Origin of the sequence: Shewanella sp. P1-14-1, from assembly GCF_001401775.1 — a bacterium.
Taxonomy (GTDB): domain Bacteria; phylum Pseudomonadota; class Gammaproteobacteria; order Enterobacterales; family Shewanellaceae; genus Shewanella; species Shewanella japonica.
This window is the reverse complement of sequence record NZ_LKTL01000006.1, coordinates 73,154-85,205: the sequence shown is the minus strand read 5'-3', so window position 1 is coordinate 85,205 and position 12,052 is coordinate 73,154. Positions and strand designations below refer to the sequence as shown.

Here is a 12,052-nt window from a genome sequence, read left to right as displayed (position 1 = left end):
AACTAGATACTTATTTTATCGCATTCTGTAATAAAGTTACCAAAGGTTCACCTGTCGGTTTGCCATATAAAGGGTGTCCTTCTGTTGCACTACCTGCGATATCAATATGAGCGAACGGCATAGGTTGTGACGAATTCAACCCATGATTATCAAGGCCTGATGCATTTATTAAGAAGGCAGCAGGGTATTGATGTCCTCGAGCAGTAATGGCTGATGGGCCATTATTGGATGATAATAATTCGCCTTCTCCAGAAATATTATTCACTTTATTAAAGTCATCACTTCGCAACCTTGAAACCTCAAATGATTCACCCCATAAGGCTGATATTTGTTCTAAGTCTTGGCTAATACCCACTTTTTTTGCTACAGCATTTTCTACAACAGCGGTATAACCGCCGTAACAACGTACTACGTGCCCAGTTAATGTTGCCACAGAAAATAATTGAGGGTTGACTGCAGTCGTCGCTTTTATACGTAAATGTGACAATAAATCAGCCAACACTAGGCGCCCTTCTGCATCGGTATTACCAATGCGAACCCTGACACCTGCATGACTTTTAATAATTTCATCAGGGACAAATGCATTACTGCCAATGCTGTTTCTGACTAACCCTAATTCGGCCACGACTCGCAGCCCTTTTGGTTTTAGAATAGATAATGTTTTCATTAAACCTGCGACTACCGCAGCGCCACCTTTATCTCGGCTCATGCCAGCCATACCACCTGCAACTTTAATGTCAGCACCACCGGTATCGTAGATCACCCCTTTACCAGCAAAGAATAAGGTTTTTTCGATAGTACCTTCACCCACATACTCAACTTTGACAACGCGTGGTTGATGCCTTTGCACCGAGAAAGAAGCCCGTCCAACCGCACAAAGTAATGGGTAATCACGTTCAAGCTCTTCTTGCTCTTCTATTACAGATACAGATAAACCAGATCCTGTGAATGCATCAACACAATAATCAGCAAAAGCTGGGGCGGCCATTCTTTCAGGCTCTGTACCACACAGATCTCGAGTTAAAATTTTACCGGCTTCAACAGCATTGATTAGATCACTAAATGAATGACCTTCAGACTGACTGGTTAACAAGCCAATTTCAGTGACTGATGCTTGTATAGATTGCCCTTCAGCTTGAGTCGCCTCTCTTAACTCTAGTGATTGCCATAACTCTTGACCACAAGCTAAAGCTGACACTTGTTGAGCATATTGGTAGCGGCTTTGGTTTTGTTGATTAACAACTAATAACGGTTTAACTGCGCCTGCACTTTTTGCAATAGCAAGCCCTTCTCTAGCCGCTTTAGCAAACACGCTAACATCACTGTATTCATTAGACGCTGCGCTTACAGGGGAAATAATTAACCTTCCACCCGCTAACCCCGGAGCAAATAATAAGGTGGCACTTTGGCCAATACGGTTATCAATTTGTTTGCCGTGACTGGCTAACAATTTAATTTCATCTTGTTTGATGTCATTTAAGTCAGTGGTGATAACAATGACGGCATCCCAGCCTTGTCCTTCAAATATCGCATCTTCATTTTTTACATCGACAACATTTGCTTGCAACATGAGCCTTCCTTTTGATTTTTATTATGTAAGGTATGAGAAATTTAGTGCGCTTTATATCCATTGATAATAGCGGCTATAAGTGAGCAAAGTACATATTTTTACTCTGTAAAATGGTTAATATTTATTTACAGATTTTAGTCAGGTTTCGAACAATCAAATCATCCAGATCACTGTCTGTACAAATCATTATGGTAAACTGTGGTTCATCTATTCCCACCTCATAACTATAAGGGAGTCTCCGTGACAGCGATTAATCAATTATACCCTCAGCCACTATGGCAATGGTTCGAACAAATTTGTTCTATCCCGCATCCATCAAAGTTTGAACATGCTTTAAGTGCGCACATTCAACAGTGGGCAAAATCAAAAAATCTTAGCGTTATTGAAGATAAGGTCGGTAACCTTATCATCAAAAAAACAGCCTACCCAGGCATGGAAAATAGAAAAGTCGTGGTACTTCAAGCCCATATTGATATGGTGCCGCAAAAGAATGCAGACAAAGTTCATGATTTTGAAAAAGACCCTATTGAAGCCTATGTCGATGGTGAATGGGTAAAAGCTAACGGCACCACATTGGGCTCTGATAATGGTATCGGTATGGCATCAGCTCTTGCAGTGTTAGGTGCTGATGACATTAAACACGGCCCATTAGAAGTCTTGTTAACTATTGATGAAGAAGCTGGCATGACCGGCGCTTTTGGACTCGAAGCAGGCATGCTTGATGCTGATATTTTAATTAATACCGATTCTGAACAGGAAGGCGAAATTTATATGGGTTGCGCTGGCGGTGTCGATGCGCAAATAAGCGTGCCGATGTCGTGGCAAGCCCCTGAGCAAACCAATGCTAGCTTCAAATTAACCTTGTCGGGACTTAAAGGTGGTCACTCTGGTGTGAACATTCATTTAGGTCGTGGTAATGCGAATAAATTATTAGCACGATTCCTATTCATTTATGCGGACGATTTAGCACTTGAATTAGTCAACTTTACTGGTGGTTCATTACGTAATGCGATTCCTCGTGAAGCGAATATCAGCTTTATGTTACCTAGTGAAAACCAAGTAAAACTTGAACAAGCGATTACTGAGTTCCAAGCCTTAGTACGTGCAGAGCTATCGATTGCCGATCCTGACATGTTACTGACACTTGAATCAATCGAGACACCAGAAAAGGTCATCGGCGAAGAAGCGCAGAATACCTTAATTGACTTACTTCATGCTTGCCCGAATGGCGTTATGCGTATGAGTGATGAAGTTGAAGGCGTAACAGAAACATCACTGAATGTCGGTGTTATCAACACTGAAAATGAGTCTGTAGAAGTCCTATGCCTTATCCGCTCGTTAATAAACTCCGGTCGTGAAGAAATCGAAACTCAGTTAACAGCATTAGCTAACTTATCAGGTGCAAGTATCGAACTTTCAGGCGCATACCCTGGCTGGAAACCTGATAATAACTCACCTGTAATGGCGATAGTTCGTGACACTTATAACGACATTTATAAAAAAGACCCTACGATCATGGTGATCCACGCAGGTCTTGAATGTGGTCTGTTTAAAGAACCCTACCCGACTATGGATATGGTATCTATTGGTCCTACAATTCGCTTCCCGCATAGTCCTGATGAAATGGTTAATATCACAACCGTTGGACAATACTGGGAGTTACTGCTTGCGGTACTTGAACGTATTCCAGCAAAAGACTAATTAGTAAAAACGTCAAAAAGGCTGCCATTCTCATTGAGAAAGGCAGCCTTTTTCATTTAAGCGAAGCGAGTAGTCAGTAAAATACGCATCCGCTTAAAAGTTTAAATCAAGTTGTTCAGTGTTCGACTGTTTATCCTTGGTATCAATTTCAATATCAGCTAATCCGACCGACACGCCGACTAGACGAATCCCCCTGCCATTTGCTCGCGCTAGAGCTTGGCTTAATAAATCATGAAACAGGTTCAATGATATTTCATCACTACGGTGTTCAATCGTGGTCTGTTTAAAATCATTAAACTTAAGCTTAACCACTTGCTTATGAATTTGCCTATCCTTTGCACTGCGGTGAACTCGAGCAATGAGTTCTTGAATTAACTGCGGCATGACATTATTGCACTGCTCAAGCGTAAAGATATCTTGTGCTAGTGTGGTTTCAACTCCGACCGATTTCCTGACTCGATTGGGGCTGATTGTCCGATTATCGATACCTTGCGCACGTTCAATCAGAACTCGACCAAATTTACCAAATGCTGCAATCAGTTTATCACTTGGGTAATGTTGCACGTCTTCACAAGTTGTTAGACCAAGGGCGGCTAGCTTTGCCGAGGTCACTTTACCCACGCCAGGAATTTTATTCAGCGTTAATGGCTTTACGAAGGCGTTAATATCTTCAGGAGGGATAACATACTGCCCATTGGGCTTATTTAAATCTGAAGCAATTTTGGCAAGAAACTTAATGGGCGCAACACCTGCTGATGCTGTTAACCCGGTTTCATCGAGTATTTCTTGACGAATCGCCTTAGCAATTAAAGTGGCACTACCCTTGTGAGCATGGCAGTCCGTGACATCTAGGTAGGCTTCGTCTAAAGATAAAGGCTCAACTAAATCGGTATAGCGATGAAAGATAGCTCTAATTTGTACGGAAATTGATTTATAGACATCCATTCGACCTGGCACTAAAGTGAGATCTGGGCATAATTTTAACGCCTGATAACTCGACATAGCAGAGCGTACACCAAACTGGCGAGCTTCATAATTACACGTGCTGATCACGCCTCTGCGATCGCTTCTGCCCCCCACAGCTAAGGGTTTGCCACGCAATTCTGGAAAATCTCTCATCTCCACCGCTGCAAAATAACAATCCATGTCGATATGAATAATTTTACGGACCATTTTCAAGCAAGCTCTTTCTAGCTCATTAACTGATTAATTAATTTATCATAGCAGATGGATAAAATCACTGTATAAATAAACAGTGTCGTATAATAACACTAGTAACGCTGATATTTGAATCAAATCTGCTTATCAATGAACCGAAATTAGCTATTTCAACAAGCGTTTGCGACTTAACATGGTGATTTAGTTACGGAGATGTCTGTTACACATTATTTATCTAAGCCCTTTTATAGTGACTTTTTCACCAAGTAACTTAGTATAAAAACAAAAAAGCCCAACATTGTTGGGCTTGTTAATACCAGTGACTTTTTACATTTTCGTCTGTAAATAGTTCTGTAATCCAACACGATCAATCAGTCGAATTTGTTTTTCTAACCAGTACATATGATCTGATTCAGTATCATCTAATAATACTTCTAAGATTTCACGAGTTTGGAAATCTTCTTTTTCTTCACAAAGTGCAATGACTTCACGTAAATGATCAGCAACGGCATACTCGTAGTTCAAATCATTTTTCAGCATCTCTTCAACATCTTTACCTATGTTGAGTGCTTCACGACTCGCAACGTCTGGAGTACCTTCTAAGAATAAAATACGTTGTACTAACTTGGCAGCATGCGCTTTTTCATCGTCTGATTCATGAAGAATACGAGTGTATAACTCATCAAATCCCCAATCTTCATACATATGAGCATGAACAAAATATTGATCCATCGCCGACAATTCACCGGTTAATAGTGCGTTTAGCGCTGCAATAACTTCTGGATGACCTTTCATGTTAAATTCCTATTAATCTTTAATTTGTGATTGAAGGTAATTTTGAATACCTGTTTGATTGATTAGTTCTTTTTGAGACTCAATCCAATCAAGATGTTCTTCTTCATCTTCGAGTAAATCTTCAAGTAGATCACGACTCACATAGTCACGCTCTGCTTCACACAACTTGATGGTTTCTTTCAGTACGACAAGCTGCTCGGTTAACGCTTGCTCGTCACAATCAAGCATCTCTTCACAATGCTCACCAATACGTAACTTATCGAGTTGCTGTAAATTGGGTAATCCTTCCAGAAATAACACACGCTCAATTAGCTTGTCGGCATGCTTCATATCTTGAATCGATTTCTTGTATTCTTTTTCATTCAGGTTTTCTAAACCCCAATGTTTGAACATGCGTGCATGTAGGAAATACTGGTTAATGGCAGTTAACTCACACGTCAGCACTTTATTCAGCTGACTAATTACTTTAGGGTGGCCTTTCATAATTCTGTCCTTTAATTCAAGATTGATCTGGATCAATTTCCAACAGGATAGTACATACGTTCATTAATTACAAATACCCTTTAAAATCATACACTTGATTAGTGATAATCATTATCATTACAACTTAGGTTATTAACTAGTTTCACTTTAGTTTAAATACCGTTAACTTCAATGGAATCACGGTTATAGGTTAAAAATACAAAAACGCTACATGCGCTTGATCACAGATTAATCGTAAAATGTTACCTAAAAAGATTTTTGTAAATTTTGTATCGAATGAGATGACAAACTATTTCAGACATAAAAAAGCCCAATGAGATAAACCTCATTGGGCTATTTAATTAACCTAGATCCGCTAAATCGCTTTGAGTATCGCGATGAGATAAAGGTTAAATAATACGGTTCTGATTTAGCTTAGCTTCACGCTCAGATTCCGCCATTCGACGTTTTCTTTTATCGCACGGATCATCGCAATCACAAGCTTTTTCGATGCCAAGAACACCAAGACCACCGCAACTGCCTTCTACAGCTTTACGCTTAATAATGTAGCCAACAGACATTAATAGGAAAAATAATAACAACACGACAAAGGCCGCTATAAAGGTACTCATCATAATTTCTCACTTATACTTCTTTATCATTGTATTGCCAATAAAGCTTAATCGCCACTTACTGAATATAAGGCCCGTAAGCTTCACTATAAAAGACTTCGTAATGGTCGTCATCTTTCTCAATCAACATAACTGGTAAGTTCTGCTCATGAGCAAGTGCCAATGACGCTTCGGTACCCAGTACCATCATTGCCGTAGCATACGCATCAGCAGTCATACTACTAGGATGTAATACTGTGACTGAAGCTAACTTGTGTTTAATTGGGTAACCCGTTCTAGGGTCGATGAGGTGCGAGAATCGCTCACCCTCTTCTTCATAATAAATACGGTAATCACCTGATGTAGCTAAAGCCATATTGCCAGGTTCTACGACCTGCTGGATGACGCCACCCTCAGTCGTTGGCTTTTCAACTGCAATACGCCAAGGCGAACCATCATCCTTCACACCTTTAACACTGATCTCACCACCAATTTCAACTAAGTAACCCGCTACCTGATACTTATTAAGTAAGTTAGCTATTTTATCTACGCCATAACCCTTAGCAAGTGAAGACAAATCCACATACAAGTCGGGGTTAGTTTTAGTAATCTTTAGCCCATTAATGGTAAAGCCATGAATATCAGCCTTTGCTTTAACGATATCAATGGTTTCTTGGCTTGGTATTTCCGTAGGGCGCTTGTCTGGCCCAAACCCCCAAAGATTAACCAGTGGGCCTAATGTGATATCTAACGCACCACCTGTCACATTGTATAATCGTACCCCTTCTTTAAATACCTTGATGGTATCTTCCGAAACAGTGATGCTTTGGTTTACTGACAGCTTATTGAAACGAGACAATTCTGACTTAGGTCGATAAGTCGACATTTGGTCATTCACTAACTCAAGCGCAATGTCGATTTCCGCTTGCAATAGTTGGGTGGTCGGTAAGCGATCATTTCTCACCACTTTGATGTGGTAAGTCGTTCCCATAGTATTGCCCGATAACGACACAATATCGTCTTCACTTCCACAAGCAGTTAGAAGTAATACAACCAAAGATACAAGCAGTGCTTTAAAAGAAATATTAATCATCTCAAACTTCAAATTAGGGTTATCTAACATAAAAAAATGCAGCTTACTTAACGAAGATGACCTCCGTGTCAGCAAGCTGCAATTTATGACGTTCAATGTCTTTTAGGATTATATCTAATCATTTGCGATTAGCACATTAGCCACCAAAGTCATCGAGTAAGATGTTTTCATCTTCAACACCTAAGTCTTTAAGCATACCGATAACAGCAGCATTCATCATTGGAGGTCCACACATGTAGAACTCACAATCTTCCGGCGCATCATGGTCACGTAGGTAGTTTTCATACAATACGTTGTGAATGAAACCCGTGTATCCGTCCCAGTTATCTTCTTCTTGCGGATCAGATAACGCAACATGCCATTCGAAGTTTTCATTTGCTGCAGCTAAGCCATCAAAGTCTTCTACGTAGAACATTTCACGCTTAGAACGTGCGCCGTACCAGAAGCTCATCTTACGCTTAGAGTTAAGACGCTTAAGTTGATCGAAGATGTGTGAGCGCATTGGTGCCATACCAGCACCACCACCAACAAACACCATTTCAGCATCAGTTTCTTTTGCGAAGAACTCACCAAATGGACCAGAAATAGTGACTTTATCACCTTCTTTCAGGCTCCAAATGTACGAAGACATTTTACCACAAGGTAGAGTTAGGTTACGTGGAGGCGGCGTAGCAATACGCACGTTCAACATAATAATTCCAAACTCTTCTGGGTAGTTAGCCATTGAGTATGCACGAATAGTTTCTTCATCAACTTTAGATTCAAGGTTGAAGAAGCCAAAGTGCTCCCAGTCGCCACGATACTCTGCAGGTACATCAAAATCTGCATATTTAACATGGTGAGCTGGCGCTTCAATTTGGATGTAACCACCAGCGCGGAAAGGCACTGATTCGCCATCAGGAATTTGTAGCTTAAGCTCTTTAATGAAGGTTGCTTTGTTATCGTTAGAGATAACTTCACATTCCCACTTCTTGATGCCGAAGATTTCTTCATCAAGTTCGATATCCATGTCAGTTTTAACGTTAACCTGACAGGCTAAACGACAACCCTGACGAGCTTCACCTTTACTGATGTGATCAAGCTCGGTCGGTAAAATATCACCACCACCTGATTTCACATTCACACGACACTGACCACAAGAGCCACCGCCACCACAGGCACTTGATACGAAAATACCGTTATCAGCTAATGCGCCAAGTAACTTGCTTCCCGCACCTGTTTTAATTGCTTTGTCGCTATCATCATTGATTGAGATAGTGATATCACCGCTTGCAACCAGCTTAGATTTAGCGAATAGGATCACTAATACTAAGATCAAAACGATTGCAGTAAACATACTCACACCTAGATATACATCTATTGGAGTAGCGTTAAGAATATCCATTAACTTATCCTTTAAGGTTCAAAGTAATACGTCGTAAGGTCTCTCTTAAAGAGAGACACCTGAGAACGACATGAAACCTAGCGCCATTAAACCAGAAGTGATGAAGGTAATCCCTAAACCACGTAGGCCATTTGGCACATCAGAATACTTCATTTTCTCACGAAGACCGGCTAACAATACGATTGCTAATGCCCAACCAATACCTGAGCCGATACCGAATACCAAGCTCTCACCTAGGTTGTAGTCACGCTCAACCATGAATGATACTGCACCAAAAATCGCACAGTTGACGGTAATCAATGGTAAGAAAATACCTAACGCGTTATACAAAGGAGGAAAGTACTTATCTAACGCCATTTCCAAAATTTGTACGAGTGCAGCGATAACACCGATGAAAGTAATGAACTTCAAGAAGCTCAAATCTGCATCAGGTACACCTGCCCAAGCGAGTGCGCCGGGTGCTAATAAACCTTGATAGATGATTTGGTTAACTGGTACAGCAATGGCAAGAACCACAATTACTGCTACACCAAGTCCCATCGCAGTTGTGACTTTCTTAGACACAGCCAAGAAGGTACACATACCCAAGAAGAAGGCTAATGCCATGTTCTCAATGAATATTGAACGAATTAACAGACTAATATAATGTTCCATTGCGCTTACCCTTTCGCTTCTACTTGCTCTGGCTTGTAAGTACGGATAATCCAGATCAACATACCGATCAAGAAGAACGCACTAGGAGGAAGAAGTAACAAACCATTTGGTTGGTACCAGCCACCGTCAGAGACCTTGCTTAGGATTTCAACACCAAATAAAGAACCGTTACCAAATAGCTCACGGAAGAAGCCAACTGATAATAGGATTGCACCATAGCCTAAGCCGTTACCGATACCGTCCATAAAGCTCATTAAAGGTGGCGTTTTCATCGCATAAGCTTCTGCACGACCCATTACAATACAGTTAGTGATAATCAAACCAACGAATACTGATAACTGCTTAGCTACGTCATAGGCGTAAGCTTGCAATACTTGGTCAACCACGATTACTAACGAAGCAATAATCGTCATTTGCACAATAATACGAACACTGCTTGGAATGTGATTACGTAAAATCGAAATAAATAAATTCGAAAATGCGGTCACTGCAGTTAACGCTAATGTCATTACAATAGCGGTTTCCATTTTCGCGGTAACAGCTAGCGCACTACATACACCCAGAATTTGCAGAGCAATTGGGTTGTTATTAATGATAGGTCCAGTCAGAACCTGTTTAAGTTCTTTAGCATCAGCCATTAGCTAAGTCCTCCATTGCGTGCTTTTTCGATAAAGCGTGCAAAACCTTCTTCACCTAACCAGAAAGTTAATGAATGCTGAACACCATTACTTGTCAGTGTCGCACCAGATAATGCATCTACACCGTGAACTGAAGAAGCGATAGTTGGAACTTTAGTCACTTGAATAGCTAAGTTGCCATTATCATCATAAAGTTTCTTCCCTTCCCACTTCGCAATCCATTGTGGATTTTGAACTTCACCACCTAGACCTGGGGTTTCACCAGAACCAGTGAAGTCGTAATACACTAAACTACGAATCGTGTTCATATCAGCTTCAACTGCTAAGAAAGCAAACATGGTTGACCATAAACCGTAACCTTTAACAGGAATAATAACGGTTTGTAGAGCATTGTTATCATCTTTTACAAGATATATAACACCTTGATTCGCTACACGTTTAACAGAAGCAATATCGTTTTCAGGTTTGAAAGAAGTCGCTGGAGTTCGCGCTGCTTTTTCAACATCAAACGTATCAGCATCACCATCTACAAAGTCACCCGTTTTTAAATCAACTAGGCGAGCTTCAACGTACTTATTGTACTTTTCGATGATAACGTCTTTCTCTACTTTGCCAGCTTTAGTATCCACTAAGCCCGCAGCTTCAAGAATATACTTTTGCTTATCTAATAATTTATTTTGTTGTTGAGTCGGCTTTAATAATACTGCTGCAGTCGAAACAAACATTGAGCAGACAAAGCACAAACCAATAACAACAAATAATGTTTTGCCGATTGATTCTTTATTACTGGCCACGTGAAATCCTCCGCTTAACATTTGCTTGAACCACAAAGTGGTCAAATAAAGGTGCGAATAAGTTAGCGAATAGAATTGCTAACATCATGCCTTCAGGGAATGCTGGGTTAATAACACGGATAAATACCGCCATCGCACCAATTAACAGACCGTAAGCCCATTTCGCATTATTAGTAAATGAGGCTGAAACAGGGTCAGTCGCCATAAACATCATACCGAAAGCGAATCCACCTAAAACAAGGTGCCAATACCATGGTGTTGCAAACATAGCGTTGGTATCACTACCAATAACGTTAAGCAATGTTGATACCGCAATCATGCCAAGTAACACACCACCAATGATGCGCCATGAAGCAATACGGGTATAAACGATAACTGCGCCACCAAGTAAAATAGCAAAGGTAGACACTTCACCTACAGAACCAGGAATGAAACCGAAGAATGCGTCCCACCAATCTTGCGTTAAGCCATATTCTAATGTGCCTTGTGCCGCTTGGCTCAGTGCAGTAGCACCAGAGAAACCATCAGCAACAACCCATGACGTGTCACCTGACATGTTAAGTGGGTAAGCAAAGAATAGGAAAGCACGACCAGCTAATGCAGGGTTAAGGAAGTTACGACCTGTACCACCAAAGACTTCTTTCGCAACAACCACACCGAAGGTAATACCTAGTGCAACCATCCATAATGGAATTGTTGCTGGCAGTGTTAATGCAAAAAGAATCGAGGTAACAAAGAAACCTTCGTTAACTTCATGGCCACGAACAGAAGCGAAAAGCACTTCCCAGAAGCCACCGACCGCAAAGGTCACCGCGTAAATAGGTAAGAACCAACAGGCGCCATACCACATCAAGGCTGCAACACCTGAGTCTGCGGTAAGCTCAGTTCCAAACAAGCTAAATAAGCTAACTTGCCATACATCAGGAGTAGCAAAGCCAGCAATTAACGCATCTTGCGCTTGTAAGCCAACGTTGTACATACCAAAGAACATCGCAGGAAAAGTACAAGCCCAAACCGTAATCATCATACGCTTAAGGTCAAGGTTATCACGCACGTGCGTGCTACCTTTGTTTACTTTACCCGGAGTGTAAAACACAGTCGCAGCCGCTTCATACAGGGCATACCACTTTTCGTACTTGCCGCCTTTTTCAAATTGCGGTTCAATACGCTCGATAAAATCTTTCAAGCTCAT

12 protein-coding genes are annotated in these 12,052 nt (G+C 41.0%); 1 reads left to right on the top strand and 11 read right to left on the bottom strand.

Features of this window, described 5'->3' with window-relative positions:
* Nucleotides 1-10 precede the first annotated feature (10 nt).
* On the bottom strand, nucleotides 11-1,570 hold the full coding sequence (locus AN944_RS05970; RefSeq protein ID WP_055023690.1) for a leucyl aminopeptidase family protein: 1,560 nt from the start codon (nucleotides 1,568-1,570) through the stop codon (nucleotides 11-13).
* Between the two features lie 240 nt (nucleotides 1,571-1,810).
* Here AN944_RS05970 and AN944_RS05965 point away from each other — a divergent pair, with 240 nt between their 5' ends.
* Nucleotides 1,811-3,271 (top strand): aminoacyl-histidine dipeptidase, encoded by a 1,461-nt coding sequence (locus AN944_RS05965; RefSeq protein ID WP_055023689.1) that lies wholly within the window; start codon nucleotides 1,811-1,813, stop codon nucleotides 3,269-3,271.
* A gap of 93 nt (nucleotides 3,272-3,364) precedes the next feature.
* Here AN944_RS05965 and dinB read toward each other — a convergent pair whose 3' ends face one another.
* The 10 genes from dinB to AN944_RS05915 form a co-directional block, all read right to left on the bottom strand.
* The gene (gene dinB, locus AN944_RS05960; RefSeq protein ID WP_055023688.1) at nucleotides 3,365-4,444 is read right to left on the bottom strand and encodes a DNA polymerase IV; all 1,080 of its coding nucleotides are present in this window, start codon (nucleotides 4,442-4,444) and stop codon (nucleotides 3,365-3,367) included.
* Nucleotides 4,445-4,756: 312 nt separating this feature from the next.
* Nucleotides 4,757-5,224 (bottom strand): bacterioferritin, encoded by a 468-nt coding sequence (gene bfr / locus AN944_RS05955; protein ID WP_055023687.1) that lies wholly within the window; start codon nucleotides 5,222-5,224, stop codon nucleotides 4,757-4,759.
* Nucleotides 5,225-5,236: 12 nt separating this feature from the next.
* A complete protein-coding gene (gene bfr / locus AN944_RS05950) occupies nucleotides 5,237-5,707 on the bottom strand; it encodes a bacterioferritin (RefSeq protein ID WP_055023686.1) in 471 nt (156 codons plus the stop codon).
* A 389-nt stretch (nucleotides 5,708-6,096) separates the two neighbouring features.
* A complete protein-coding gene (nqrM, locus tag AN944_RS05945; RefSeq protein ID WP_055023787.1) occupies nucleotides 6,097-6,318 on the bottom strand; it encodes a (Na+)-NQR maturation NqrM in 222 nt (73 codons plus the stop codon).
* A 58-nt stretch (nucleotides 6,319-6,376) separates the two neighbouring features.
* Complete coding sequence (locus tag AN944_RS05940) at nucleotides 6,377-7,390, bottom strand: FAD:protein FMN transferase (RefSeq protein ID WP_082419935.1); 1,014 nt, start codon at nucleotides 7,388-7,390, stop codon at nucleotides 6,377-6,379.
* Nucleotides 7,391-7,526: 136 nt separating this feature from the next.
* Nucleotides 7,527-8,774 (bottom strand): NADH:ubiquinone reductase (Na(+)-transporting) subunit F, encoded by a 1,248-nt coding sequence (nqrF, locus tag AN944_RS05935; protein WP_055023684.1) that lies wholly within the window; start codon nucleotides 8,772-8,774, stop codon nucleotides 7,527-7,529.
* A 45-nt stretch (nucleotides 8,775-8,819) separates the two neighbouring features.
* On the bottom strand, nucleotides 8,820-9,428 hold the full coding sequence (nqrE, locus tag AN944_RS05930; protein WP_055023683.1) for an NADH:ubiquinone reductase (Na(+)-transporting) subunit E: 609 nt from the start codon (nucleotides 9,426-9,428) through the stop codon (nucleotides 8,820-8,822).
* 5 nt (nucleotides 9,429-9,433) lie between these two features.
* Nucleotides 9,434-10,066, bottom strand: coding sequence for an NADH:ubiquinone reductase (Na(+)-transporting) subunit D (locus AN944_RS05925; protein WP_055023682.1), 633 nt, complete (start codon nucleotides 10,064-10,066; stop codon nucleotides 9,434-9,436).
* The gene (locus AN944_RS05920; RefSeq protein WP_055023681.1) at nucleotides 10,066-10,860 is read right to left on the bottom strand and encodes a Na(+)-translocating NADH-quinone reductase subunit C; all 795 of its coding nucleotides are present in this window, start codon (nucleotides 10,858-10,860) and stop codon (nucleotides 10,066-10,068) included. The genes AN944_RS05925 and AN944_RS05920 overlap by 1 nt, the downstream gene beginning before the upstream one ends.
* Nucleotides 10,850-12,052, bottom strand: a complete 1,203-nt coding sequence (locus AN944_RS05915) for an NADH:ubiquinone reductase (Na(+)-transporting) subunit B (protein ID WP_055023680.1) — start codon at nucleotides 12,050-12,052, stop codon at nucleotides 10,850-10,852. The genes AN944_RS05920 and AN944_RS05915 overlap by 11 nt, the downstream gene beginning before the upstream one ends.

Excerpts from the sequence above, each read along its gene's own strand:
- nqrE (WP_055023683.1), bottom strand. The coding sequence starts at position 9,428 with ATGGAACATTATATTAGTCTGTTAATTCGTTCAATATTCATTGAGAAC.
- AN944_RS05915 (WP_055023680.1), bottom strand. The coding sequence starts at position 12,052 with ATGAGCTTGAAAGATTTTATCGAGCGTATTGAACCGCAATTTGAAAAA.
- dinB (WP_055023688.1), bottom strand. The coding sequence starts at position 4,444 with ATGGTCCGTAAAATTATTCATATCGACATGGATTGTTATTTTGCAGCG.
- bfr (WP_055023687.1), bottom strand. The coding sequence starts at position 5,224 with ATGAAAGGTCATCCAGAAGTTATTGCAGCGCTAAACGCACTATTAACC.
- AN944_RS05940 (WP_082419935.1), bottom strand. The coding sequence starts at position 7,390 with ATGATTAATATTTCTTTTAAAGCACTGCTTGTATCTTTGGTTGTATTA.
- AN944_RS05970 (WP_055023690.1), bottom strand. The coding sequence starts at position 1,570 with ATGTTGCAAGCAAATGTTGTCGATGTAAAAAATGAAGATGCGATATTT.
- bfr (WP_055023686.1), bottom strand. The coding sequence starts at position 5,707 with ATGAAAGGCCACCCTAAAGTAATTAGTCAGCTGAATAAAGTGCTGACG.
- nqrF (WP_055023684.1), bottom strand. The coding sequence starts at position 8,774 with ATGGATATTCTTAACGCTACTCCAATAGATGTATATCTAGGTGTGAGT.
- AN944_RS05925 (WP_055023682.1), bottom strand. The coding sequence starts at position 10,066 with ATGGCTGATGCTAAAGAACTTAAACAGGTTCTGACTGGACCTATCATT.
- nqrM (WP_055023787.1), bottom strand. The coding sequence starts at position 6,318 with ATGAGTACCTTTATAGCGGCCTTTGTCGTGTTGTTATTATTTTTCCTA.